The sequence below is a fragment of the Burkholderia sp. 22088 genome (assembly GCF_052045915.1).
GTDB lineage: Bacteria > Pseudomonadota > Gammaproteobacteria > Burkholderiales > Burkholderiaceae > Burkholderia > Burkholderia cepacia.
Genome location: NZ_JBQEPY010000023.1, coordinates 44,575 through 67,874, shown reverse-complemented (window position 1 = coordinate 67,874; position 23,300 = coordinate 44,575). Strand labels below are relative to the sequence as shown.

Here is a 23,300-nt window from a genome sequence, read left to right as displayed (position 1 = left end):
AGATCGTGGCGGTCGATGCCCCGCGAAAGACATTCAAGTTGATCGATAGAGAAATTGCGATGAAAAAATGGAAATGGATTATTGCGATGGCGATGATGTCGGGGCTGTCGGGTCTCGCGCACGCAGCCCCTTATTGCTTCACCATCAATCCGACTGGTCCGTTAAAGACGGCAGAGTACAATTTCGACGCAAATAAAATACCGCCATTCAATCCCAATGTGCCGGATGGCACGCTGTTACTCGGCATAACGCTAGAGTCGGACAATGTCCCGCCGCCGTTTTGGATTCGATGTGTGTACCCTATATTTAGCCTTTCTTATTGGCATTCTCCTTTGCCGGCATACGGTGTCAATCAGAAGATGTTTCAATCGGGGATTGAAGGCGTTGCGGTAAAAATAGCGAGCAGTGGGAAGTTTCTTCCGATAGATAGTCGGGATGCGTATTATCCGGAATATGAGATAGGTGTTGGTGGTGGTAACAAAGCGTCCGTGATGCTGCAATTTTACAAAATCGGCCCCATTACGGGAAAAGGCAGATTGTCGGGCGAGTTTGCTTTTCACTCGGTGACCTCTCTGACGGACAAAGTCGTCAGCTATCGATGGTCCGGTGATTTACAGATCAAGGCGCCGACCTGTAATGCTGCTGCGGCGACGCAAAATGTGGATCTCGGTACCTATTCCACAAAGAAATTCACCGGGATCGGCTCGACCTCGGATTTGAAGCCTTTCGCGATCAACTTGATCTGTTCCGGTGGTGACGAGAGCGTCGATGCGAAGCTCTATATGACTTTGACCGACGTCACGTACCAGTCCAACACGTCGAATACGCTGAATCTCTCGTCCGATTCGACGGCCAAGGGATTGGGCATCCAGGTTTTCAAGGATTCGACGCTGCTCAGCTACGGGCCCGACTCGTCAGTGGCGGGGAACAAGAATCAGTGGTATGCCGGCACGACAGGTAACGGCTTCTTCTCGATCCCGTTGAGCGCCCGATTCATTCAGACGTCGCCGACCGTTACCGCGGGCAAGGCCAAGGGGCGAATGACGTTCACGCTCAGTTACCAGTGAGGCGTCGCTGGCGGAGGGCGGCCCGATGTGTCGCACGCTTTGCCGACCGCGCGTGGCGACGATGAACCGTTTTGCCGCCGACCACGCTTACTGCAGGATCAGCCGCAAATGCGCATCGGCCTGCTCGCCGGGCGGTTTCTGGAACCCGCCTTTCGCGAAGCGATGCCACCGGCCGATCACATAGCTGACGAGCAGGCTCGCGCGGGCGGCGGGATCGTAGTCGGCGGGCAGCGCGAACGGCGCCGCGCCGTCGGGCGCTTGCGCCTCGGTACGCGCGACCCGCAGGCACTGCTTGACGGTCGCCTCGATCCGGTCGAGCAATTGGTTCACGCGCTCGGTCAGACGCTCGTCCTCGCCGACCAGCGCCTCGCCGGTCAGCACGCGCGTCATGCCCGGATTCTTCGCGGCGAAATTGAGCATCGTCAGTGCGATCGTGCGCGCCTGCTGCACGCCGTTCGGCTCCTTCGCGACGATCTGGTTGACGAGCCCGAACAGCGCCTGCTCGATGAACTCGATCAGCCCTTCGTACATCTTCGCCTTGCTGGGGAAGTGCCGGTACAGCGCGGCTTCCGACACGTCGAGCCGGGCCGCGAGCGAGGCGGTCGTGATTTTTTCGGGTTTCGGCGCCTCGAGCATCGCCGCGAGGGTCTGCAGGATCATCACGCGGCGCTCGCCCGGCTTCGGGCGCGGGCGGGCAGGTGTGGTCCGGCCTTCGGTTACGGCTTGGTCCTGCGGGTAAGTCGGCTGCATTTTTGTCGCCCCGATCGTGTGCCCAGTCGGAGCGATTTTAGCGAACGAATGCGCTGGTCGACATAAAGTGGGCGTCCGGTGCCTGGCAGGTGGCCTGGCAGGTGGCCGGTGATCCACACCGTGCCGATGCCGAGGCGCTTGTAGCGCTTCAGGTGGCCGAGCGTATCCTCGACGAGGATCGCGTCGGACGCACGGGCACGCACGGCGCGCAGCGTACGGCGCAGCATCGTGTGATCGGGCTTCGCGCGCCATGTGCGGCGGTCGCGCATGTGCTCGATCGCGATCACGCGTTCGAACAGCCGCTCGATGCGCAATTCGCGCAGCACCGCGCGCGCATAGTTCTCGGGCGCATTGGTCAGCACGAACTTGCGGCCCGGCAGCGCGGCGATGATGTGCGCGAGGCCGCGCTCGGCGCGCACCATCGCGGGAAGATCGGCGAACGTGTGGACCACGCGCAGGAAGTCGTGCGGATCGATCGGGTGATGGCGCGTGAGGCCGAGGAGCGCGGCGCCGTAGCGCTGCGTGTAGCCGGTGCGCAGGCGGTCGGCTTCGGCGCGCTCGACCTGCAGCGCGTCGATGATGTACTGCGTCATCGCGCGGTTGATCTCCGGAAAGATCGCGTGCGATGCGTGGTGCAGCGTGTTGTCGAGATCGAACAGCCAGACGGGCGAGCCGGCGTGCGGCCGGCTGCGGGAGATGCGCCGGCGTCGCAGCGACGCCGGCAGGTCGGGGCCGGAGGGTTTGCGGCGCGCGCTCAATGCGAGCGGATCATCGTGCCGAACGGCTGCTCGGTCAGGATTTCCAGCAGCACCGAATGTTCGATCCGGCCGTCGACGATATGCACCGACTTCACGCCGCTCTTCGCCGCGTCGAGCGCCGACGAGATCTTCGGCAGCATGCCGCCCGAGATCGTGCCGTCCTCGAACAGCGCGTCGATCTCGCGCGCCGACAGGTCGGTCAGCAGGTTGCCGTCCTTGTCCATCACGCCGGGGATGTTGGTCATCATCAGCAGCTTCTCGGCGTTCAGCACCGTGGCGAGCTTGCCCGCGACCAGATCGGCATTGATGTTGTACGAGAGGCCGTCCTCGCCGAAGCCGATCGGCGAGATCACCGGGATGAACGCGTCGTCCTGCAGCGCCTTCACGACCGCCGGGTTGATCGCCTCGACTTCGCCGACCTGGCCGATGTCGATGTACTGGCCCGGGTTGTCGCGGTCCGGCATCAGCAGCTTGCGTGCGTGGATCAGGCCGCCGTCCTTGCCCGTCAGGCCCACCGCGTGGCCGCCGAAGTGGTTGATCAGCATCACGATGTCCTGCTGCACTTCGCCGCCCAGCACCCATTCGACGACTTCCATCGTCTCTTCGTCGGTGACGCGCATGCCCTGGATGAAGGTGCCGGCCTTGCCGATCTTCTTCAGCGCGTGATCGATCTGCGGACCGCCGCCGTGGACGATCACCGGGTTGATGCCGACCAGTTTCAGCAGGATCACGTCGCGCGCGAAGCCTTGCTTGAGCCGCTCTTCCGTCATCGCGTTGCCGCCGTATTTGATGACCACGGTTTTCCCGTGGTAACGGCGGATATACGGCAGCGCCTCGGCGAGGATTTCTGCTTTCAGCGTGGGGGCGATCTGCGAGAGGTCGATGGGCTCGGACATGGCGGCGGCTCTGGCTGGGAACGGTTGAAACACGGCGAATTGTACAGGAGTGGCGCAGCGCAGCATCGGGTTTTTGGACGGGCCGGAACACGTGCGGCGCGGCTCGGGTACAGCGCGCGGCGGCCCGCCGGCTATGGCGCGGCGCGATGCGGGCGGCCATTCGGGCGGCGGTGTGCGCAACGGTGTGCGGGTAGCGGCGCCGAGGTGGCTCGCGAGCGTTTACGACGGTCGTCGGCCGGATGGACGGCGTGCAAAATCCGTTCGCCGCGCTATGCTTGTCGCGTAGGGCGGTTTCACGCCCGCTTCCGCGTTTCCGCCATGACCGATCCCGCCGCCGACGCCCGTTCCGCCCCGCGCCGCGCGCGTTGCCCGCACTGCGGGCGCAGCTTCGACTGCGGCGCCCGCTCGCAACCGTTCGAATGCTGGTGCGCGTCGATGCCGGTCTTGCCCGGCAGTACGCCGCCGGCTGCCGGCGCGCGCTGCCGGTGCCCCGAATGCCTGGCCGACGAGATCGCGCAGCGGATGGCCGGCGCGGCCGGCTGACGGCACCGGCCGTGCACGCAGCGCATCCCGTTCACCGCGTTCCGATCCGGCCCCGCTAGAGGCGCTGCCCGCTAAACGGGTAAACTGCCCGGATGCAACGAATCACCACCACCGGGCGCGTCAACCTCAGTCACCTGTTCTGGCTCCGCAATCTCGCGATCATCGGCCAGCTCGTGACGATCGGCGTCGTGCAGACCTATTTCGGCGTGCATCTGCCGTTGCCGGCGATGCTGATGGTCATCGCGCTCGAAATCGTTTTCAACGCGCTGACCTGGGTGCGCGTGCTGCGCGCGCGGCCCGAGACCAATTTCGAGCTGCTCGGCCAGCTGTGGGTCGACCTCGGCGCGCTGTCCGCGCTGCTGTTCCTGTCGGGCGGCACGACCAATCCGTTCGTGTCGCTGTACCTGCCTTCGCTCGCGATCGCGGCGGCCGTGCTGCCGTGGCACCTGATGATCTGGCTCGCGGCGTTCGCGGTCGCGTGCTACGCGGCGCTCGGCTTCGACTCGGTGCCGCTCAACATGGATAACCCGGCCAACCTGTTCGACTACTACCGTACCGGGATGTGGGCGAACTTCATGGTCAGCGTCGGGCTGATCGCGTGGTTCGTCGCGCGCATGTCGAACGCGCTGCGCCAGCGCGACGCGGCGCTCGGCGAAGCGCAGGCGCACCTGCTGCGCGACGAGCGGGCGGTCGCGCTCGGCGTGCAGGCCGCCACCGTTGCGCACGAGATGGGTACGCCGCTGTCGACGATCGCGATGCTTGCCGAGGAGCTGCGCGACGCGGCGCGCGCCGATCCGGGGCTGGCCCGCTACGAAGCCGATCTGAAGGTGCTCGAGGAGCAGATGACGCTCTGCACGTCGGCGCTCGCGCGCCTGCGCAGCCGCGCGAGCGCACCCGCGAGCCGCCAGCCGGTGGACGACTGGCTCGACACGTTCGTCGAGCACTGGCGCCTGCGGCATCCGCACGTGCAGTTCGAACTGCTCGGTGCGCGCCCGGCGGGCGTCGCGCTCGACGACACGGTCGCGGCCGGCCAGATCCTGACGATCCTGCTCGACAACGCCGCGCGCGCGAGCCCGCAGCGCGTGACGCTGGCCGCGAAGGTCGCGCACGCCGGCGCGGCCGACGAGATCGAATTCGAGGTGTGCGATGACGGGCCCGGCATTCCGGCCGCGCTGCGCGAGTCGCTCGGCGCGATGCCGGTCGACAGCACGCAGGGCGGGCACGGGGTCGGCCTGTATCTCGCGTTCAGCGCGGCCGCGCGGCTCGGCGGCGAGATCGAACTGTCCGATGTCGTGCCGCGCGCGGCGGGCGGCAACGGGCGGGCCGGCGGGGCGGCGAATGGTCACGCCACAACCGGCTCGGGACAGCGTGCGGGCCAGCGCGCGTCCGAACGGACAACCGGCACGCCGGACAGCCGCACGGCCGGCACATCCGCCGCGCGCGGCACGCGGGCCGTGCTGCGCCTGCCGGCGGTGCGCGTCGCGGCGCCGGCCGCCTCAACCAACACGTAGACGGAGAAACCACATGAGCGAGAACAATTTCCTGGTGATCGACGACAACGAGGTGTTCGCGGGCACGCTCGCGCGCGGCCTCGAGCGCCGCGGTTACGCGGTCCAGCAGGCGCACGACAAGGAGGCGGCGCTGCGGCTTGCCGCGGGCGGCAAGTTCCAGTTCATCACCGTCGACCTGCATCTCGGCGATGATTCGGGCCTGAGCCTGATCGCGCCGCTGTGCGACCTGCAGCCCGATGCGCGAATCCTGGTGCTGACCGGCTACGCGAGCATCGCGACCGCCGTGCAGGCGGTGAAGGAAGGCGCCGACAACTATCTCGCGAAACCCGCGAACGTCGAGTCGATCCTGGCCGCGCTGCAGACCAACGCAACCGAAGTGCAGGCCGACGAAGCGCTCGAGAATCCGGTCGTGCTGTCGGTCGACCGGCTCGAATGGGAGCACATCCAGCGCGTGCTGGCCGAGAACAACAACAACATCTCGGCGACGGCGCGCGCGCTGAACATGCACCGCCGCACGCTGCAGCGCAAGCTCGCGAAGAAGCCGGTGCGGCAGTAAGCGGGTACTTGCGCCCGGCGCGTCAGCCGGGCGAACCCGGGGCTCGCGACAGGCAGGCGACGATCTCGCGTTTCAGCAGGAGCGTGAGCAGCGCCGAGTAGAAGACGTTGGCGAGCAGCGGCGCGCATCCGCCGACGACGATGGCGCTGGCCAGCGGCCACGGCGTTGCCGATACGCCACGCGCGACGAACTGGATGCCGATGCTGATCGCCACGCTGGCGAATGCGATGCCCGCCAGCGTGCCCAGCCACGCGAGTACAAACGCGACGCTGTAGCGCCGCAGCGAATCCCGCCTGATCCGGCGCAGGAGCGACAGGATGTCGGCGCGCGTGAGCGCGAGCAAGGCCGGCACGATTCGGCCGGCGACGGACGGGTAGATGGTCATTCGAAGGCGGTGACGAATGCGTCGGTACTTGGCCGGAGGAGTCCAGATTATAGGGACGCACCAGCGCGCTTGCCATCAGCCGCATTCCAGGGGCAGGTACGGGCGCCGCATCGCCTGACCATGAAAAAACGGGCGACCCCGCAAGGGGCCGCCCGTTTTTCGTCGGACGCCGCTCGCGTTACAGCACGTAGCGCGACAGGTCTTCGTCCTGCGACACTTCGCCCAGCGCGCGGTCGACATACTTCGCGTCGATCGTCACGCGCTCGCCGGCATGGTTGCCGGCCGAGAACGACACTTCCTCGAGCAGTTTCTCGATCACCGTGTACAGCCGGCGCGCACCGATGTTCTCGGTCTTCTCGTTGACCGCATACGCGATCTCCGCGAGACGGCGGATGCCGTCGTCGGCGAACTCGAGCTGCACGTCTTCGGTCGCGAGCAGCGCCTGGTACTGCTTGACGAGGCTGGCATCGGTGGCGACGAGGATCGCCTCGAAATCGTTCACCGACAGCGAGTCGAGCTCGACGCGGATCGGGAAGCGGCCCTGCAGTTCGGGAATCAGGTCGCTCGGTTTCGCGAGGTGGAACGCGCCGCTCGCGATGAACAGGATGTGATCGGTCTTCACCATCCCGTACTTCGTGTTGACCGTCGTGCCCTCGACGAGCGGCAGCAGGTCGCGCTGCACGCCCTGGCGCGACACTTCGCCGCCGCTGCCTTCGTTGTTGCGCGACGTGATCTTGTCGATCTCGTCGAGGAACACGATGCCGTTCTGCTCGACGTTCTGCACGGCCTTCGTCTTCACTTCCTCGTCGTTCAGCATCTTCGCCGCTTCCTCGTCGGTCAGCAGCTTCAGTGCTTCCTTGATCTTCACCTTGCGACGCTGCTTCTTGCCGCTGCCGAGGTTCGAGAACATCGAGCGGATCTGCTCGGTCATCTCTTCCATCCCCGGCGGCGCCATGATGTCCATGCCGGCCGACGGCTGCTCGAGGTCGAGCTCGACTTCCTTGTCGTCGAGCTGGCCTTCGCGCAGGCGCTTGCGGAAGGTCTGGCGCGTCGCGTTGTTGTCGTCGTTCGCGTGGTCGGCATTGCCGCCGAAGCCCACCGCGCGCGGCTGCGGCAGCAGGATGTCGAGGATGCGGTCTTCCGCCTGGTCGGTGGCCTTGCTGCGCACCTTGCGCATCTCGGATTCGCGCGTCTGCTTGACCGAGATCTCGATCAGGTCGCGCACGATGCTGTCGACGTCGCGGCCGACGTAGCCGACCTCGGTGAACTTGGTCGCTTCGATCTTGATGAACGGCGCGTCGGCGAGCTTCGCGAGGCGGCGTGCGATTTCGGTCTTGCCGACGCCCGTCGGCCCGATCATCAGGATGTTCTTCGGCGTGATTTCCTGGCGCAGCGGGTCGGCGACCTGCTGGCGGCGCCAGCGGTTGCGCAGCGCGACCGCGACGGCCTTCTTCGCCTTGGCCTGGCCGATGATGTGCTTGTCGAGTTCCGAGACGATCTCGGCAGGGGTCATGGTGCTCATGGTGCGGTCCTTACTCGATCGTTTCGATGATGCGGTTGTGGTTCGTGTAGATGCACATGTCGCCGGCAATCTTCAGCGACTTCTCGACGATCTCGCGCGGCGACAGCTCGGTGTTCTCCGCGAGCGCGCGGGCCGCGGCCTGCGCATATGCACCGCCCGAACCGATCGCGCAGATGCCCTCTTCCGGGTCGAGCACGTCACCGTTGCCGGTGATCACGAGCGTGGTGGTGGCATCTGCCGTGATCAGCATCGCCTCGAGGCGGCGCAGCATCCGGTCGGTGCGCCAGTCCTTCGCGAGCTCGACGGCCGCGCGGGTCAGGTTGCCCTGGTGTTTCTCGAGCTTCGCCTCGAAGCGGTCGAGCAGCGAGAACGCATCGGCGGTGCCGCCCGCGAATCCGACCAGCACCTGGTTGTTGTAGATCCGCCGCACTTTCCGCGCGCCACCCTTCATGACGATGTTGCCGAGGGTTACCTGGCCGTCGCCGCCGAGCGCGACCTTGTCGCCGCGCCGGACCGAAACGATGGTCGTGCCGTGAAATTGCTCCATCTGCGTTCCTTGAGAAAAACGGGGAAGAGTCGGGCGGCGCGAGGCGCCGCCGCGTAACTCGCAGTGCGCCGGGAAGCGGCCCGGCGCGCGTCCGTTTCATTTTAGGGCGGGCGCGGGGATATCAAGAGGCGGGAGGCAAATCGGAAAACCGGCCAACCGCGAGCCGGTGCCGGAAAAACAAAAAGCGCGCGGCAGGCCGCGCGCTTTCGGGAAGCAGCGTGTCTGAGCGGAACGCCGCTCGATCAGTCGCCGAACAGCTTCTGGCGCAACTCGCGGCGCTCCTGCGCCTCGAGCGACAGCGTGGCGGTCGGACGGGCGAGCAGCCGCGGAATGCCGATCGGCTCGCCGGTTTCCTCGCACCAGCCGTAATCGCCGGAATCGATGCGGGCGAGCGACTGCTGAACCTTCTTGAGGAGCTTGCGTTCGCGATCGCGCGTGCGCAGCTCGAGCGCGTGCTCTTCCTCGATCGTCGCGCGATCGGCGGGATCGGGGACGATCACCGTCTCGCGCAGGTTCTCGGTCGTCTGGCCTGCATTCTTGAGGATGTCCGCCTGCAACTGTTCGAGCCGATTTTTGAAGAAGGCGAGCTGATCCTCATTCATGTAATCCTTGTCGCTCATCTTCAGGATTTCGGCTTCGGTCAAGAGTTTCTTCGTCATCTGCTTGCTTCTTCAATGTGCGGCAAATCGAGAGATATTGCCTGCACTTTGGGATTACCCGCAACCGCGCTTGCAATCATTTGCGATTTGCCGCCGCGGGGCCGAAAGCCTCTGGAAAACCGGTTCTCAAATACCAGGATAGGCCTGGCGCGGAGTTGCGCGCGCTGCGAACCGGTGTGCTGCGCGGCACATCGCATCGGCCGCGGCCGGGAGGCGGATTGGCGATCCGGCGCGGTTGCGATGCCCGGAAAACTGGTTCAGCAAGAACCGGGCCTGTTTGTTGCCGTACTCCAGCGGGCACGTATTGTAACTGAATCGCAAGCGGGCGCCGTATCGGGTCGATCCCCGTCGGCTGCGCCAATATCTAGAAAATATAACGCGCAAATCGCGAAAAAGCGATGACGGCGAAACCCTGCCCGAAACGGGCGCCCCGCGGCGGCCGCAGCCGCCCGCGGGGCGGCCGCGCGGCGGCGTGTGCGGCGGTTGCCCGCGCGCGTCAGGCGAGACAGGCGTCGAGGCCGTCGGTGATCAGGTCCTGCGGCAGATCGACGCCGATGAACACCATCTTGTTCGTCTTCTTCTCGATCGGCAGCCACTTCGCGGCGAGGTCGCTGCCCATCATCTGATGCACGCCCTGGAACACGACCTTGCGGTCGACGCCCTTCATGTACAGCACGCCCTTGTAGCGCAGCATCCGCTCGCCGTAGATCTGCAGGATGCCGCCGAGGAAGTCTTCCAGCTTGTTCGGGTCGAACGGGCGGTCGTTGCGATACACGAACGACTTGATCTTGTCGTCGTGGTGCGCGTGGTGGTGATGGTGGTGGCCGTGGTCGTGATCGTGCGCGCATTGACCGTGATCGTGGTCGCAATTGGCGTGATCGTGATCATGGTCGTGATTGTGGTGATGGTGCGCGTGATCGTCCTCGGCGAGGAAGTCGGGGTCGATCTCGAGCTTCGCGTTCAGGTTGAAGCCGCGCAGGTCGAAGATTTCCTTGATGTCGGCTTCGCCAAAGTTCACGACCTTGATCGCGGCCTTCGGGTTCATGTGCATCAGGCGGTGCTTCAGGCCGGCCACGGTCTGGTCGTCGACCAGGTCCGACTTCGTGATGAACAGCCGGTCGGCGAAGCCGACCTGGCGCTGCACGACTTCGTGCTCGTCGAGCTGCGCGTTCGCGTGCTTCGCGTCGACCAGCGTGATGACCGCGTCGAGCAGGAAATCGTCGGCGATTTCGCTGTCGATGAAGAAGGTTTGCGCGACGGGGCCCGGGTTCGCAAGGCCGGTGGTTTCGATCACGATGCGGTCGAAGTCGAGCTTGCCTTCGCGCTTCTTCGCGGCCAGGTCGCCGAGCGCGCGGGCGAGGTCGCCGCGGATCGTGCAGCAGATGCAGCCGTTGCTCATCTGGATGATCTGCTCGTTCGAATCCTGCACGAGGATTTCGTTGTCGATGTTCTCTTCGCCGAACTCGTTCTCGATCACGGCGATCTTCATGCCGTGCTGTTCGTTCAGGATGCGCTTGAGCAGCGTCGTCTTGCCGCTGCCGAGGAAGCCGGTGAGGATGGTGACGGGAGTGGCCATGTCAATCGCCTGTGGTTCGTGAATCGGGGTCAAAACCAGGATGTGCGTTGCGCCCGCTCGCGCTGCCAGCCGGGGCGCACAACCATCCATTGAAACATACCTGTCAAGCCCCCGCCCGTCGTCCGAACGACAGGCGGGAACGCGAATCCGCCGGGCGCGAGGCCGCGGCCGGCGGAAGGTTACGCGCGTAGATCGGGGCGATCAGACGATTTGCAACAGCAGGCCCTTCAGATATTCGCCTTCCGGGAATGCCGCGAGCAGCGGGTGATCGACGCCCGCGCCGAGCCGCTTCAGGATGCGCGCGTCGACCTTTGCGTCGGCTGCCGCGCCCGCGACGATCTTCTGGAACAGGTCCATGTCGATCGCGCCCGAGCACGAGTACGTGAACAGCAGGCCGCCCGGACGCAGCAGCTTGAAGCCGCTCAGGTTGATGTCCTTATACGCGCGCGCCGCGCGATCGACGCTGTCGCGGGTCGGCGCGAACTTCGGCGGATCGAGCACGATCAGGTCGAAACGCTCGCCTTCGTCGACGAGGCGGCGCAGCGTCTTGAACGCGTCGGCGTCGAGCCAGGTCGCGCGTTCGGCGTCGAAGCCGTTGGCGACGACGTTCTGCTGCGCGAGCGCGAGCGCATCGCCCGACGAGTCGATCGACACGACACGCTTCGCGCCGCCCTTGAGCGCCGCGAGCGAGAAGCCGCCGGTGTAGCAGAAGCAGTTCAGCACGTCGCGATCGGCCGCGTACTGCGCAACCAGCGCGCGGTTGTCGCGCTGGTCGACGTAGAAGCCCGTCTTGTGGCCGTTCGGCACGTCGACGTGATAGCGCACGCCGTTTTCGTTCGAGATCAGCGTCGCGGGCGGCGCATCGCCGGCCAGCACGCCGGTCGTCTGCTCGAGCCCTTCCTTGTCGCGGATCGACACGTCCGAGCGCTCGTACACGTTCGGGCAGCCGGTCGCGCCGACGAGCGCCTTCACGATCGCGTCCTTCCATGCTTCGACGCCCGCGGCCATGAACTGGCAGACGAGCTGGCCGCGCGGCGCCGCGCCGGCTTCGGCGGTGTCCGCGACGTAATAGTCGACGATCAGCCCCGGCAGCCCGTCGGCTTCGCCGAACACGAGCCGCACCGCGCCCGTGCCCGACACCATCGTCGTGCGGTGCGCAACGGCGCGCTGCACGCGGCGCTTGAAGAACGCGTGGTCGATCGGCTCGTTCTCGTCGAAGCTCCACACGCGCACGCGGATCTGCGACTGCGGGCTGTACGCGCCGCGCGCGAGGAAGCGGCCGTCGTGCGCGCGCACGATCACGGTCGCGCCGGGCGCGGGTTTGCCGTCGACGCGGTCGATCGCATTGGCGTAGATCCACGGATGGCGGCGCAGCAGCGATTTGTCCTTGGATGGCTTGAGGGTGACGGTTTGCATGATGAGATCGAAATGGGCCGTGCGCGAAGCCGACCGTGGCCGGTCGCCGCGCGCGGCGGGTAACACGGGACGCGCGTCAGTCGCGCTTCTTCGCGCGCGGATGCGCGCTGTCGTAAATCTTCGCGAGATGCTGGAAGTCGAGCGACGTGTAGACCTGCGTCGCGGACACGCTCGCGTGGCCGAGCAGTTCCTGCACCGCGCGCAGGTCGCCGCTCGACTGCAGCACGTGCGTCGCGAACGAGTGGCGCAGCACGTGCGGATGGACGTTGGCGGGGATGCCCGCGGCGAGCGCCGCGCGCTTCACGCGCTCGCGCACGACGCCCGGCGACATCCGGTTGCCGCGCACGGACACGAACAGCGGATGCGGATCGTGCTTCACGAATTCGCCGCGCACCGCGAGCCATGCGTTCAGCGCATCGATTGCCTTGCGGCCGACCGGCACCTTGCGCTCCTTGTTGCCCTTGCCGCGCACGGTGACTTCGGCTTCGGCGAGATCGAGCCAGCCGGCCGAGCGGTAGCCGTCGGCCTGCGTGTACATGACGTCGAGCCCGATCAGCTCCGCGAGGCGCAGCCCCGACGAGTAGAACAGCTCGAGGATCGCGTGATCGCGGATGCTTTCGGTCGTGCCGGCGAGCGGTGCGTCCATCAGGGCCGATGCGTCGTCGACCGACAGCGCCTTCGGCAAGGTCTTCGGGCGTTTCGGCGCGCGCACCGCGGCGACCGGGTTCGCGGGCATGTCGATGCGCTGCGCGAGCCAGCGGTAGAACGCGCGCCACGCGGACAGCCGGTGCGCGATCGACCGTGCGGACAGCCCGCCCGCATGCGCGCGCGCGACCGCGCCGCGCATGTCGGCGGCCGTCAGCACTTCGAGCGACCGGCCGGCCGCAAGCTTCTTCAGTTCGTCGAGTTCGTGCGTGTAGGCGCGCAGCGTGTGCTCCGACAGCTGCCTGACGTGCTTCAGGTTCGACAGGTAGGCGGCGACCGGATCGTCTGTCATCGCGTGCGGCAGGCTCAGTGCGGCAGCAGGCGCGTGAGCGCGGCGCTCGCGAGCGTTGCGATCTGCGCGAGGAAGTCGGTGGCCATCCCATCGTGGAAGCGGCGCGGGTCGGGCGAACCCAGTACGAGCAGGCCGAACGCGGGCGCATCGGTGCCGGCGAGCGGCGCGCGCAGCGCGAGCAGTACGACCGAAGCGGCCGAGCCGTCGCCGGCCGGCGGCGCGGCTTCCGCGCCTTCAGCCGCATTCGCAGCCGGGGCGGCGACCGCGGGCGCGAGCCACTGCGCGGCCTCGAAGCCCGTGTTCGCACCGCAGTACGGCGTCGACAGGCCGTTCGTGAACAGGCGCACTTCCTCGCCGACCTGGCGCGCGAAGTCGGCCTGCGAATAGGTGTCGGCGACGTCCCACACGCGCAGTGCCGTCTGCGGCACGTCGAATACGTCGGCGATGCCGTCGGCGATCGTGCGCGGCAGCGCGTACGGATCGCGTTCCGCGATCACGCGGGCGGTCCAGCGGCTGAACTTCGCGGACAGGCTGTCGTTCTCGTGGCCGTAGCGCACGAGTTCGGCGAGCCGGCGCTCGAGATGCTTGTTCTTGTCGCGCAACATCTCCATCTGCCGCTCCTGCAGCGAGATCGCGGCCTTGCCGTGCGGGTTCGCGAGGCGGATCGTCGCGAGCAGTTCGGCGTGCTGCGCGAAGAATTCGGGATTGGCGAGCAGGTAGTCGGCGACTTCGCGATCGTTCATGTGGCTGGAGCGTTCAGTTATCAAGGACGTTGCAGGGTCAGGCAGGCAGGTCGATCTCGCCTTCGAACACGGTCGTGGCGGGCCCGGCCATCATCAGCGCGGCAGCTTCGTCGCGTGCGCCGTCCCAGCTGATCGTCAGCGTGCCGCCGTGCGTGTGCACGGTCACGGGCGAATCGAGCAGGCCGCGCCGGATGCCGGCCGCGACCGCCGCGCACGCGCCGGTGCCGCACGCGAGCGTCTCGCCCGCCGCGCGTTCGTACACGCGCAGCCGCACTTCGCTGCGCGACACGATCTGCATGAAGCCGGCGTTCACGCGCTCCGGGAAGCGCGCATGGTGCTCGATCAGCGGGCCTTCCTCGAGCACCGGATACGCTTCGGCGTCGTCGACGATCTGCACCGCGTGCGGGTTGCCCATCGACACCGTCGAGATCCAGCGCGTCGCGCCGCCGACGTCGAGCGGCCACAACGTGTCGCGGCCCTCGGTGCGGCCGTCGAGGCCCGCCGCATCGAACGGCACCTGCGCCGGCGCGAACACGGGCGCACCCATGTCGACGACGACTTCGCCGTTGTCCTGCATCGTCAGCGTGATCAGGCCCTTCATCACCTGCACGCGCACGCTCCGCTTGTCGGTCAGGCCGCGGTCGCTGACGAACTTCACGAAGCAGCGCGCGCCGTTGCCGCAGTGTTCGACCTCGCCGCCGTCGCAATTGAAGATCCGGTACTTGAAATCGACGCCGTCGACGGTCGGTTTTTCGACGAGCAGCAACTGATCGGCGCCGATGCCGAAGTGGCGGTTGGCGAGCGCGCGCACCTGCGCTTCGGTGAGCGGCGGCAATGCGCGCGAATAGCCGTCGAGCACGACGAAGTCGTTGCCCGCGCCGTGCATCTTGGTGAACGAGAGTTTCACTGGGTCCGGATTTCCATGGCGAACAAGGCGGTCAGCACGGCTCGCGCGACGCCGCGCCATGCCGGGCGGCCTCGTTCGTCGTGCTGATCTCAACCGCAAATGATACATGCAGCCGACAGGGGCGTCCTGCGCGGGCGTTCCGGGCGTTTTCGTACTCGTTCAATTGATGAGGCCACCCGGAGATTCGTATTGTTTCGCCATACGCCCTGTCAACCTCCAGCGAGCTCATTCAAGCCATGAACCGCATCTTCAATCCGCCCCATCCGGGCGAAACGCTGCGCGACGACGTGCTGCCGGCGCTTGGCCTGACCGTCACCGAGGCCGCGTCGCAGCTGGGCGTGACGCGTGCCGCACTGTCGCGGATCCTGCACGGCCATGCCGGCATCTCGCCGGAAATGGCGCTGCGCCTCGAAGCGTGGCTCGGCGAGGAAAACGGGGGGCGGGCCGATCTGCGGCTCGCGCAGCAGTCGGCCCACGATCTGTGGCGGGCGCGCGCGAAGGGCGCGCCGAAGGTGGCGAGGGCGCAGGCGCGCACATGACGCCCCGCCTGCGAACGTCTTCCGGCGGGGTCAGTACAGGCTCGGCTCGCCGGCCGGGCGCGTCTTGAAGCGCTTGTGGACCCAATAGTATTGCTCGGGCATCAGCGGGATCTGTTCCTCGAGGAATTCGTTCATTCGCCGCGCGTCGAGATCGTCGTCGCCCGTCGGGTAGTGATCCCACGGCTTGAATACCTTCAGGCGATAACCCTTGTAGTTCGGCAGCACCTCGCCGATGAACGGCACGACCTGCGCGCGGCCCGTCTTCGCGAGCCGGCCGACCGCCGTCAGCGTGCACGCGGGCACGCCGAAAAACGGGACGAACGTCGAATTGCGCAGCCCGTAATCCATGTCGGCGCCGAGCATCACCGGCTTGCGGTCGCGCAGCCAGCGCAGCACGACGCGCGCGCTGTCCGCGCGGCCGACCATCTCGGCGTCGAAACGCCCGCGCGCCTTCTTCGCCTCTTCCTCGAGCACGGCGTTCGAGAACGGCTGGTAGAGCGACCCGCAGCGGCGGTGGAGCGAACGGTTCAGCCAGATCGAGCCGGCTTCGATGCCGACGAAATGCAGGCCGAGGAACAGCGTCGGCGGCAGGTCCGGATCGTCGAGGTCGACCGCGCTGTCGACCTGGATCAGCTTCGCGAGCTTTTTCTCCGAGCCGAACCACTGCACGCTGCGCTCGACGTAGCTGCGGATCGCATGGCGGAAATGCTGGCCTGCCACTTCCTCGCGGCGTGCGTCGCTCCAATCCGGGAAGCAGAGTTTCAGATTGGTGTGTACGATGCGTTTTCGCCGGCTGGGGATCTTGTAGAGCAGCCAGCCGAGACCATCGCCGAACCGTGCGGTCAGGCCGTACGGCAACAGGGCGAGCAGTTTCAGCAAGCCAATGGCGAGGTGCGTGCCTAGACGACCTAGCATGCGAAACCTCCGTGGAACCGGCTGGCCGGCGCGTTGCGAACAGGTAGGTGAGACAGCGGAAGATGCAGCACGGGCGGCGCTCTGTGACAATTCAGGAAAGCCGCTATAATACGGGCTTCGCCGAGTTAACTGACAACTTGCGGGGCGAAGCCGGTTGGCGTCATACGCGCTGCCCGGTCCTGGTAATCCGCTAAAGCGTCGCCGCTTCAGGCCCAACGAAGCTGGCTACGTGAAACCAACCGTAACCACACAGGAGCCTGAAAAAGTGGCAAACGATTATCTCTTCACGTCCGAATCCGTCTCCGAAGGCCATCCGGACAAGGTCGCGGACCAAATCTCGGACGCGATCCTCGACGCCATCCTCGAGCAAGACAAGTATTCCCGCGTCGCGGCGGAAACGCTGTGCAACACGGGTCTCGTCGTCCTGGCCGGTGAAATCACCACGACGGCCAACATCGACTACATCCAGATCGCGCGCGACACGATCAAGCGCATCGGCTACGACAACACCGACTACGGCATCGACTACAAGGGTTGCGCGGTGCTCGTCGCGTACGACAAGCAGTCGCCGGACATCGCCCAGGGCGTCGATCGTGCACACGACGACAACCTCGACCAGGGCGCGGGCGACCAGGGCCTGATGTTCGGTTACGCGTGCGATGAAACGCCGGAACTGATGCCGCTGCCGATCTACCTGTCGCACCGTCTCGTCGAGCGCCAGGCCAGCCTGCGCCGCGACGGCCGCCTGCAATGGCTGCGCCCGGACGCGAAGTCGCAGGTCACCGTCCGCTACGTCGACGGCAAGCCGCATTCGATCGACACCGTCGTGCTGTCGACGCAACACGCACCGGACATCGAGCTGCCCGCGCTGCGCGAAGCCGTGATCGAGGAAATCATCAAGCCGACGCTGCCGGCCGACCTGATCAAGGGCGACATCAAGTTCCTGGTGAACCCGACCGGCCGGTTCGTGATCGGCGGCCCGCAGGGCGATTGCGGCCTGACCGGCCGCAAGATCATCGTCGACACGTACGGCGGTGCCGCACCGCACGGCGGCGGCGCGTTCTCGGGCAAGGATCCGTCGAAGGTCGACCGTTCGGCTGCGTACGCAGGCCGCTACGTCGCGAAGAACATCGTCGCCGCCGGCCTCGCGTCGCGCGCGCTGATCCAGGTGTCGTACGCGATCGGCGTCGCCGAGCCGACCTCGGTGATGGTCAACACGTTCGGCACGGGCCGCGTGTCGGATGCGGTGATCACGAAGCTCGTGCGCGAGCATTTCGACCTGCGTCCGAAGGGCATCATCAAGATGCTCGACCTGCTGCGCCCGATCTACGAGAAGACGGCTGCTTACGGCCACTTCGGCCGCGAAGAGCCGGAATTCTCGTGGGAAGCGACCGACAAGGCGCTCGCACTGGCCGAAGCGGCCGGCGTCGAGCCGACGGCACGCGTCGCGTAAGCGTCGTTCGCCTGAAATGAAAAACCCCGGCTAGCCGGGGTTTTTTTATGGGCTCCGATCGTCGGGGCAACCGGACAAACGGCGCGACGGCGATCGTCGTGCGCGGTGCCCGCCGGCGTGCGCTCAGCGCGCGCCGAACCCGAACCAGCCGTTGCTGGCCGCGAGGCGGCGCGGACGGTTGACGCGGCGTTGCGGCCCGAGCGTGCGGCGCAGCGCGAGCGCGCGCAGCGACGACGGTTTCTGCAGCAGCGAGCGCAGGCCGGCACGGCGCGAGAAGGCCTGTGCACTCATCATCGAGAAAAATGCGTGGAACCACGCACGGATACCGTCCAGCCGGCTGTGGGCGGGCGTGCGCTCGGCCAGCGCCTGCGTGCGTGCGCGGTGATGGCGCAGCGAGCGGGCAGGAGCGGTCGGCACGACGCGCTTCGCAGCGCGGCTGAGACGGGAAGTCAGACGGAATGGCATGTGAACGATGCTTCGCTTGTATGGATGGCGCCCTGGAGAGCGCACTGGTATGAACGGCCTCGGATGACGCAACGGATCTTACTGAAACTCGCTGCGCGCCGCGCCCGCCAGAATTGACAGGCCGCGACAGGCTACAGGGGATTCATGACGGGCAAAAGTCGCGATAAACCCTTGTGCCACAAGGCGTGTGCCGCATACCGCCTGTCGGTGAGGCAGGTGCCGCGACGAACAGTTCCCTTGAGCCGGATCAAATCCGCGATTGGCATGCCCCTGCGCATGACAATGGTGCTGTTCGCGGCATCCGGCGCCGATTTACAATCGTCACATTCACACAATAAACGTCTGGCATCCCATGTCGTCTCCATTGCAGTCGGAATCGATCCGCGCGCAAGTCGCGGAATTGCGCGAGCGCGGCTTTGTCGTCGCGCGTGGCCTCGTCGGCGAAGCGCAGTGCGCGGCGCTCAGGCAGATCGCGGAGCGCCAGTTGCGGGAGGCGGCCGAGCCGATCGAGTTCGAGGCGGATCTGCGCTACCCGGGCGCGCCCGAGTCCAAGCATGCGCCGGGCGGGCATACGGTGCGGCGGCTGCTCGATGCGTATTCACGCGATCCGGCGTTCGCCGAGCGCGCGATCGCACCCGAAATCGGTGCGTGGATGCGCGAGTATTTCGGCGAAGAACCCGTGCTGTCGCGCGCGCATCACAACTGCATGATGACGAAGCATCCCGCGTACGGCAGCCTGACCGGCTGGCATCGCGATTTCCGCTACTGGTCGTTCGAGCGCCCGGACATGGTGTCGGTGTGGCTCGCACTCGGGCCGGAAACGAACGAGAACGGCGCACTGTGGCTCGTACCGGGGTCGCATACGGCCGAATTCGGGCCTGAAGCGTTCGACGATGCGAAGTTCTTCCGCAGCGACCTGCCGGCGAACCGGAAGATGATCGATGCGGCCACGTGCCCGTCGCTGCAGACGGGCGACGTGGTGTTCTTCCACAGCAACACGCTGCATTCGGCCGGACAGAACCGTTCCGACCAGGTGAAGTTCTCGCTCGTGTATACCTATCACGGCGCGAGCAACCGGCCGCTGCCCGGCACGCGCTCGGCGTCGAAGCCGGAAGTGCAGTTCTAGGTTCGGACCGGACGGGCGGTGACACCACCGCGGTCACGCGATGCGGTGCATCGCCGGCGGATGAAGCAACGGGCGGCCTGGCCGCCCGTTTCGCTTGGCGCGGCGCGGTCGCACGACGCGGGTCGCGTGTGCATCGCGCGGCTGCGCGATCAGCGCTTGTTGCCCGGCATCGCGAGGCCGATCAGGCCGATGAACGATGCGACGGCGCCGCCCGCGATCAGCAGGATCGTCTTCGTCGCGGGCGAACCGGTGAAGAAGCGCGACACGTTGTCGTTGATCGAATGGAACGACTGGCCGCCGAAATACAGCAGCACGACGCCGCCGACGAGCAGTGCAACCGAGATGACCCGGGACATACCAACCTCGCTGAAACGGTGATTCGAGACGCCGCAGTGTAGGCGACGACCGCGGCCGCGTCCATCGCCGTGCCGCCGTGCGCGATCCGGCCGCTTTCGCTACCATAGTCGTCGTATGACTCCTTCGCCGCCGTCGCGCCATCGGCGCGGCCGGCGCGCGTCCCTTCCTCCGATGTCCTGACGGAACAGACTCATGGCCTACGAAGCAGCTTCCGAACGTTATGCCGACATGCAATACCGCACCTGTGGCAAATCCGGGCTCAAACTGCCCGCGCTGTCGCTCGGCCTGTGGCACAACTTCGGCGACTCGACGCCGATCTCGACGCAGCGCGAAATCCTGCGTACCGCGTTCGACCTCGGCATCAACCACTTCGATCTCGCGAACAACTACGGGCCGCCGTACGGCAGTGCCGAAACCAACTTCGGCCGGCTGCTGAAGGAGGATTTCCGGCCGTATCGCGACGAGTTACTGATCTCGACGAAGGCCGGCTGGGACATGTGGCCGGGGCCGTACGGCAGCGGCGGCGGGTCGCGCAAGTACGTGCTCGCGAGCCTCGACCAGAGCCTGCAGCGGATGGGGCTCGACTACGTCGACATCTTCTATTCGCACCGCTTCGACGCGCACACGCCGCTCGAGGAAACGGCGGGCGCGCTCGCGTCGGCCGTGCAGCAGGGCAAGGCGCTCTATATCGGCATCTCGTCGTATTCGGCGGCGAAGACGCGCGAGATGGCCGAACTGCTCGCGCAGTACAAGGTGCCGCTGCTGATCCATCAGCCGTCGTACAACCTGCTGAACCGCTGGGTCGAAACCGAGCTGCTCGGCACGCTCGACGAGATCGGCACGGGCAGCATCGCGTTCACGCCGCTCGCGCAGGGGCTGCTCACGTCGAAGTACCTGAACGGCGTGCCGGCCGACGCGCGCGTGAACAAGCCGGGCGGCGGCTCGCTGAAGCAGGATCACCTGAGCGCGGACAACCTCGAGCACGTGCGCAAGCTCAACGCGATCGCCGAGCGGCGCGGGCAGAGCCTTGCACAGATGGCGCTCGCGTGGGTGCTGCGCAACGGTCGCGTGACGTCCGCACTGATCGGCGCGAGCCGTGCGGAGCAGGTGCGTGAAAACGTCGGTGCGCTGAAGCACCTCGAATTCTCGGCGGAGGAACTCGCGGAGATCGACCGTTACGCGACGGAAGGCGGCATCAATCTGTGGGAAAAGCCGTCCACCGATCAGGCGATCTGACCGGCGGTCGATACGGCATGCGAAATATCGCGTGCCGTATCAATGGCTCGCGTGTGGCCTGTCGCATCGCTGCGGTGCAGCGATGCACGGCACGCACGGGTGGTGCGCCGCTAGATCAGCGCAGGCAGGCCTTCGACGAGCAATACCGCGACGCCGACGCCGAGGATGACGCCCAGCACGCGTAGCAGGTTGTGGCGGAATTCGGTTGCGCACGGCACCGCGCCGAGAAATAGCGCTCCGGCCAGCGCCATCGGAATCAACAGGATGAAGTCGCCGATCGTGAAGTAGGTTGTCATGCGTGTCTCCAGTGTCGGCCGGAGTTAGCGCTTTAGCGCTTACTCCGGCCCCATCCCTGTGGGATCTCGGCCGGAGTCGGCACTTCAGCGCTTACTCCGGCCCCATCCCTGTGGGATCTCGGGCGGAGTCGGCACTTCAGCGTTTGCTCCGGCTCCATGCCGGGTGTTTCTAGTGTTGGTCGCGACCCGATTGCGAGCGGGCCGGTCAATTCGAGTATAGGCAACCGGCAGCGCTTTTCGCTATCCGAACCATTAAAAATCAGCGGAATGCCTGGCGTATCACGCATTTTTCCCGCAAGTCAGACGAACGCCTTGCGCACATCTTTCTCGTGCCTTTCGATTTCTGCGGATTCATCGCATGTGTCCGGTGCGTGCCGCCGCACCCGCGGGCGCGGCGGCACGCCCGCTCATGCGCGGTCGGGCCGCACGCGGGCGGGCGCCGCGCGAAACACGAGCGCGAGCCCCGCGATGATCGCGCCCATGCCGGCGAGCGCGAGCGGCTCGGGCCGGTTGCCGAGCCACACGGCATCCATCAGCGTGGTGACGACGGGCACGAGATAGAACAGGCTCGTCACGTTGACGAGATCGCCGCGCTGCATCAACCGGTAGAACAGCAGTTGCGCGATCACCGAAATCACGATGCCGAGCCACAGCAGCGGGATCACGAACGCCCAGCTCATGTCGAACGACACCGGCCGGAACGGCACGATCGCCACGCACAGCGCGAGGCCGATCGCATTCTGCAACGGCAGCACGTCGGCAGGCGCCGCCCGTACGCGCTTTTGCAGCAGCGAGCCGGCGGTCAGCGCGACGAGCGCGGTGAGCGCGCACGCGATGCCCGCGAGCGACAGGCCGCCGTCGCCCACGCCGCGGCACACGACGAGCGCGAGGCCGGCGAGTGACAGCGCGAGTCCCGCGATGCGCACGGGCTGCCAGCGTCGCTCGACGAGCGCGAGCGTGAGGATCGGCTGCACGCCGAGGATCGTGGCGAGCACACCCGGCGCGATCCCGCGTTCGAGCGCGAGCAGGTAGAAGATCGAATAGCCGCCCATCATCAGCAAGCCGGTCAGCGCGGCCATGCGCCGTTCGCCGCGCGGAGGCAGCCAGCGTTTGCGCACGAAGGCCAGCCCGAGCAGCGCGAGCGATGCAAGGGCGAAACGTGCGGTGAGAAAGACGAACGCGGATGCGTGACGCAGACCGAGTTCAGCGAAGATCGCGCCGCTGCTCCACAGCAGCACGAAGAGCGACGTCGCGCCATGCGCGGCGAGCGCGCGTTTGAACGAAACCATGTGAATCCACCTGTCGAACGGATCGGAACGTTCCATTCGCGCGCGCAGCAGCGAGCCGTGCGTCACGACGCACGAATGCAAGCCTGCGGGCGAATGGAATACGAAACGGAAGCCGGCTGGTCAGCCGGCGCGTGCCGCCGGAGGGGGCGGCGCGGCGCCGACGAGCGGCGCCGCGACAGGAGGAGGAAGAACCGACGGATGCGCGCACGCCTGCGGCCGCGAGTCGAACTGCGGCCGGGATTTTGCAAGGGCGGACGTGAGCGGATGCATCGGATCGGAATGCGCTGGAACGCGAATGAAGCATCAAAGGTACCGCAAGGCCGACATCGGACGCAACCACTGTCGGTGGCATTGCATGACGCAGCGCGGCGTGCGGTGAAGCACGCGGTGATGCGGGCGGCGAAGCGGGCGGTGTGTGCGCAACCGTCGTCGTGCCGGTTGCGTTCGAGGTACGGGGAAGGCGATGACGGTGCGACGTCGTGCGGCCACGGCGGTCGCGCGAAATTTCCCGGTGATGCGGCACCGGGCCCGCGATGCGCGTGCGGCATGCGTCACGGGCGCGGTCGCGGTGCCGACGCGGATTCGGCGGGCAGTCACATTCGACAGGGTATGATGGGGGTAACCGGGCGGGCAAGCGCCTGTCCGGCGCAGTGGTTGATTGGAGACATTCGACGAATTCGCGGCACTTCGCCTGCTTCTTCTTCTTTTCGCGCTTCGATAAACCGTGAACAATGGGATTACGCGCAACGCTCCGACGAGAGCGCGCGGATCGTGCATTTGCCGGCTCGCCA

Annotated in this window: 25 protein-coding genes; 8 read left to right on the top strand and 17 right to left on the bottom strand. The window is 66.3% G+C overall.

Annotation, left to right across the window (positions count from 1 at the left end; genetic code table 11):
• Window positions 1-5: 5 nt before the first annotated feature.
• Window positions 6-1,067, top strand: a complete 1,062-nt coding sequence (locus ACTJLD_RS35070) for a fimbrial protein (protein WP_155637993.1) — start codon at window positions 6-8, stop codon at window positions 1,065-1,067.
• An 87-nt stretch (window positions 1,068-1,154) separates the two neighbouring features.
• On the opposite strand, the gene slmA is transcribed toward ACTJLD_RS35070, so the two are convergent.
• Genes slmA through argB form a run of 3 tightly spaced genes read right to left on the bottom strand, consistent with a single transcriptional unit; the run spans window position 1,155 to window position 3,471 of the window.
• Window positions 1,155-1,817, bottom strand: a complete 663-nt coding sequence (slmA, locus tag ACTJLD_RS35065) for a nucleoid occlusion factor SlmA (RefSeq protein WP_059700462.1) — start codon at window positions 1,815-1,817, stop codon at window positions 1,155-1,157.
• Window positions 1,784-2,575: a pyrimidine 5'-nucleotidase gene (locus ACTJLD_RS35060; RefSeq protein WP_059700460.1), complete on the bottom strand. Its 792-nt coding sequence runs from the start codon at window positions 2,573-2,575 to the stop codon at window positions 1,784-1,786. Before ACTJLD_RS35060 ends, slmA begins: the two co-directional genes overlap by 34 nt.
• Window positions 2,572-3,471 carry an acetylglutamate kinase gene (gene argB, locus ACTJLD_RS35055; RefSeq protein WP_006490510.1) on the bottom strand — a complete coding sequence of 300 codons (900 nt, stop codon included), beginning with the start codon at window positions 3,469-3,471 and terminating at the stop codon, window positions 2,572-2,574. Before argB ends, ACTJLD_RS35060 begins: the two co-directional genes overlap by 4 nt.
• A 318-nt stretch (window positions 3,472-3,789) precedes the next feature.
• On the opposite strand from argB, the gene ACTJLD_RS35050 reads away from it, so the two are divergent.
• From ACTJLD_RS35050 to ACTJLD_RS35040, 3 genes are all read left to right on the top strand, one after another.
• Window positions 3,790-4,014 carry a cysteine-rich CWC family protein gene (locus ACTJLD_RS35050; protein WP_060358490.1) on the top strand — a complete coding sequence of 75 codons (225 nt, stop codon included), beginning with the start codon at window positions 3,790-3,792 and terminating at the stop codon, window positions 4,012-4,014.
• 92 nt (window positions 4,015-4,106) lie between these two features.
• Window positions 4,107-5,525 carry an ATP-binding protein gene (locus tag ACTJLD_RS35045; RefSeq protein ID WP_440661002.1) on the top strand — a complete coding sequence of 473 codons (1,419 nt, stop codon included), beginning with the start codon at window positions 4,107-4,109 and terminating at the stop codon, window positions 5,523-5,525.
• 13 nt (window positions 5,526-5,538) lie between these two features.
• A complete protein-coding gene (locus ACTJLD_RS35040; RefSeq protein ID WP_440661000.1) occupies window positions 5,539-6,081 on the top strand; it encodes a response regulator transcription factor in 543 nt (180 codons plus the stop codon).
• A 22-nt stretch (window positions 6,082-6,103) separates the two neighbouring features.
• Here ACTJLD_RS35040 and ACTJLD_RS35035 read toward each other — a convergent pair whose 3' ends face one another.
• The 9 genes from ACTJLD_RS35035 to dapF all read right to left on the bottom strand — a co-directional run bounded on the left by ACTJLD_RS35035 (window position 6,104) and on the right by dapF (window position 14,833).
• A complete protein-coding gene (locus ACTJLD_RS35035) occupies window positions 6,104-6,433 on the bottom strand; it encodes a hypothetical protein (RefSeq protein WP_230965505.1) in 330 nt (109 codons plus the stop codon).
• A gap of 211 nt (window positions 6,434-6,644) precedes the next feature.
• Window positions 6,645-7,988 (bottom strand): ATP-dependent protease ATPase subunit HslU, encoded by a 1,344-nt coding sequence (gene hslU / locus ACTJLD_RS35030; RefSeq protein ID WP_042972634.1) that lies wholly within the window; start codon window positions 7,986-7,988, stop codon window positions 6,645-6,647.
• A gap of 10 nt (window positions 7,989-7,998) precedes the next feature.
• A complete protein-coding gene (gene hslV / locus ACTJLD_RS35025) occupies window positions 7,999-8,535 on the bottom strand; it encodes an ATP-dependent protease subunit HslV (RefSeq protein WP_021156275.1) in 537 nt (178 codons plus the stop codon).
• A gap of 242 nt (window positions 8,536-8,777) precedes the next feature.
• Entirely contained in the window at window positions 8,778-9,194 is a 417-nt protein-coding gene (gene dksA / locus ACTJLD_RS35020; RefSeq protein ID WP_006477498.1) for an RNA polymerase-binding protein DksA, read from the bottom strand.
• A 496-nt stretch (window positions 9,195-9,690) separates the two neighbouring features.
• Window positions 9,691-10,770, bottom strand: a complete 1,080-nt coding sequence (locus tag ACTJLD_RS35015) for a CobW family GTP-binding protein (protein ID WP_440660997.1) — start codon at window positions 10,768-10,770, stop codon at window positions 9,691-9,693.
• 201 nt (window positions 10,771-10,971) lie between these two features.
• Window positions 10,972-12,186, bottom strand: a complete 1,215-nt coding sequence (locus ACTJLD_RS35010; RefSeq protein WP_027788873.1) for a class I SAM-dependent rRNA methyltransferase — start codon at window positions 12,184-12,186, stop codon at window positions 10,972-10,974.
• Between the two features lie 76 nt (window positions 12,187-12,262).
• Window positions 12,263-13,183: a tyrosine recombinase XerC gene (gene xerC / locus ACTJLD_RS35005; RefSeq protein WP_226152602.1), complete on the bottom strand. Its 921-nt coding sequence runs from the start codon at window positions 13,181-13,183 to the stop codon at window positions 12,263-12,265.
• A 14-nt stretch (window positions 13,184-13,197) separates the two neighbouring features.
• A complete protein-coding gene (locus ACTJLD_RS35000; protein WP_440660994.1) occupies window positions 13,198-13,926 on the bottom strand; it encodes a DUF484 family protein in 729 nt (242 codons plus the stop codon).
• Between the two features lie 37 nt (window positions 13,927-13,963).
• On the bottom strand, window positions 13,964-14,833 hold the full coding sequence (gene dapF / locus ACTJLD_RS34995) for a diaminopimelate epimerase (RefSeq protein ID WP_027788876.1): 870 nt from the start codon (window positions 14,831-14,833) through the stop codon (window positions 13,964-13,966).
• A gap of 236 nt (window positions 14,834-15,069) precedes the next feature.
• Between dapF and ACTJLD_RS34990 the strand changes: the two genes are divergently transcribed.
• Entirely contained in the window at window positions 15,070-15,372 is a 303-nt protein-coding gene (locus tag ACTJLD_RS34990) for a HigA family addiction module antitoxin (protein ID WP_322036437.1), read from the top strand.
• Window positions 15,373-15,402: 30 nt separating this feature from the next.
• Here the strand turns inward: ACTJLD_RS34990 and lpxL are convergent, their stop codons facing one another.
• Window positions 15,403-16,287, bottom strand: a complete 885-nt coding sequence (gene lpxL / locus ACTJLD_RS34985) for a lauroyl acyltransferase LpxL (RefSeq protein ID WP_021163506.1) — start codon at window positions 16,285-16,287, stop codon at window positions 15,403-15,405.
• Window positions 16,288-16,552: 265 nt separating this feature from the next.
• On the opposite strand from lpxL, the gene metK reads away from it, so the two are divergent.
• Entirely contained in the window at window positions 16,553-17,740 is a 1,188-nt protein-coding gene (gene metK, locus ACTJLD_RS34980; RefSeq protein ID WP_011353531.1) for a methionine adenosyltransferase, read from the top strand.
• A 123-nt stretch (window positions 17,741-17,863) separates the two neighbouring features.
• Here the strand turns inward: metK and ACTJLD_RS34975 are convergent, their stop codons facing one another.
• On the bottom strand, window positions 17,864-18,205 hold the full coding sequence (locus ACTJLD_RS34975; RefSeq protein WP_021163507.1) for a hypothetical protein: 342 nt from the start codon (window positions 18,203-18,205) through the stop codon (window positions 17,864-17,866).
• Between the two features lie 352 nt (window positions 18,206-18,557).
• Here ACTJLD_RS34975 and ACTJLD_RS34970 point away from each other — a divergent pair, with 352 nt between their 5' ends.
• The gene (locus tag ACTJLD_RS34970) at window positions 18,558-19,331 is read left to right on the top strand and encodes a phytanoyl-CoA dioxygenase family protein (RefSeq protein WP_027788879.1); all 774 of its coding nucleotides are present in this window, start codon (window positions 18,558-18,560) and stop codon (window positions 19,329-19,331) included.
• Window positions 19,332-19,480: 149 nt separating this feature from the next.
• Here the strand turns inward: ACTJLD_RS34970 and ACTJLD_RS34965 are convergent, their stop codons facing one another.
• Window positions 19,481-19,687: a DUF3185 family protein gene (locus ACTJLD_RS34965; protein WP_021163509.1), complete on the bottom strand. Its 207-nt coding sequence runs from the start codon at window positions 19,685-19,687 to the stop codon at window positions 19,481-19,483.
• A 193-nt stretch (window positions 19,688-19,880) separates the two neighbouring features.
• On the opposite strand from ACTJLD_RS34965, the gene mgrA reads away from it, so the two are divergent.
• Entirely contained in the window at window positions 19,881-20,924 is a 1,044-nt protein-coding gene (gene mgrA, locus ACTJLD_RS34960) for an L-glyceraldehyde 3-phosphate reductase (protein WP_021163510.1), read from the top strand.
• A 110-nt stretch (window positions 20,925-21,034) separates the two neighbouring features.
• On the opposite strand, the gene ACTJLD_RS34955 is transcribed toward mgrA, so the two are convergent.
• The gene (locus tag ACTJLD_RS34955) at window positions 21,035-21,220 is read right to left on the bottom strand and encodes a hypothetical protein (protein ID WP_011353526.1); all 186 of its coding nucleotides are present in this window, start codon (window positions 21,218-21,220) and stop codon (window positions 21,035-21,037) included.
• A 407-nt stretch (window positions 21,221-21,627) separates the two neighbouring features.
• Window positions 21,628-22,509: a DMT family transporter gene (locus ACTJLD_RS34950; protein ID WP_440660990.1), complete on the bottom strand. Its 882-nt coding sequence runs from the start codon at window positions 22,507-22,509 to the stop codon at window positions 21,628-21,630.
• Between the last annotated feature and the right edge of the window lie 791 nt (window positions 22,510-23,300).

Excerpts from the sequence above, each read along its gene's own strand:
- ACTJLD_RS35015 (WP_440660997.1), bottom strand. The coding sequence starts at position 10,770 with ATGGCCACTCCCGTCACCATCCTCACCGGCTTCCTCGGCAGCGGCAAG.
- hslV (WP_021156275.1), bottom strand. The coding sequence starts at position 8,535 with ATGGAGCAATTTCACGGCACGACCATCGTTTCGGTCCGGCGCGGCGAC.
- hslU (WP_042972634.1), bottom strand. The coding sequence starts at position 7,988 with ATGAGCACCATGACCCCTGCCGAGATCGTCTCGGAACTCGACAAGCAC.
- ACTJLD_RS34965 (WP_021163509.1), bottom strand. The coding sequence starts at position 19,687 with ATGTCCCGGGTCATCTCGGTTGCACTGCTCGTCGGCGGCGTCGTGCTG.
- ACTJLD_RS35000 (WP_440660994.1), bottom strand. The coding sequence starts at position 13,926 with ATGAACGATCGCGAAGTCGCCGACTACCTGCTCGCCAATCCCGAATTC.
- argB (WP_006490510.1), bottom strand. The coding sequence starts at position 3,471 with ATGTCCGAGCCCATCGACCTCTCGCAGATCGCCCCCACGCTGAAAGCA.
- slmA (WP_059700462.1), bottom strand. The coding sequence starts at position 1,817 with ATGCAGCCGACTTACCCGCAGGACCAAGCCGTAACCGAAGGCCGGACC.
- ACTJLD_RS34990 (WP_322036437.1), top strand. The coding sequence starts at position 15,070 with ATGAACCGCATCTTCAATCCGCCCCATCCGGGCGAAACGCTGCGCGAC.
- ACTJLD_RS34950 (WP_440660990.1), bottom strand. The coding sequence starts at position 22,509 with ATGGTTTCGTTCAAACGCGCGCTCGCCGCGCATGGCGCGACGTCGCTC.
- ACTJLD_RS34975 (WP_021163507.1), bottom strand. The coding sequence starts at position 18,205 with ATGCCATTCCGTCTGACTTCCCGTCTCAGCCGCGCTGCGAAGCGCGTC.
- xerC (WP_226152602.1), bottom strand. The coding sequence starts at position 13,183 with ATGACAGACGATCCGGTCGCCGCCTACCTGTCGAACCTGAAGCACGTC.
- ACTJLD_RS34955 (WP_011353526.1), bottom strand. The coding sequence starts at position 21,220 with ATGACAACCTACTTCACGATCGGCGACTTCATCCTGTTGATTCCGATG.
- ACTJLD_RS35050 (WP_060358490.1), top strand. The coding sequence starts at position 3,790 with ATGACCGATCCCGCCGCCGACGCCCGTTCCGCCCCGCGCCGCGCGCGT.
- ACTJLD_RS34970 (WP_027788879.1), top strand. The coding sequence starts at position 18,558 with ATGTCGTCTCCATTGCAGTCGGAATCGATCCGCGCGCAAGTCGCGGAA.
- dksA (WP_006477498.1), bottom strand. The coding sequence starts at position 9,194 with ATGACGAAGAAACTCTTGACCGAAGCCGAAATCCTGAAGATGAGCGAC.
- mgrA (WP_021163510.1), top strand. The coding sequence starts at position 19,881 with ATGGCCTACGAAGCAGCTTCCGAACGTTATGCCGACATGCAATACCGC.
- ACTJLD_RS35045 (WP_440661002.1), top strand. The coding sequence starts at position 4,107 with ATGCAACGAATCACCACCACCGGGCGCGTCAACCTCAGTCACCTGTTC.
- ACTJLD_RS35010 (WP_027788873.1), bottom strand. The coding sequence starts at position 12,186 with ATGCAAACCGTCACCCTCAAGCCATCCAAGGACAAATCGCTGCTGCGC.
- lpxL (WP_021163506.1), bottom strand. The coding sequence starts at position 16,287 with ATGCTAGGTCGTCTAGGCACGCACCTCGCCATTGGCTTGCTGAAACTG.
- ACTJLD_RS35040 (WP_440661000.1), top strand. The coding sequence starts at position 5,539 with ATGAGCGAGAACAATTTCCTGGTGATCGACGACAACGAGGTGTTCGCG.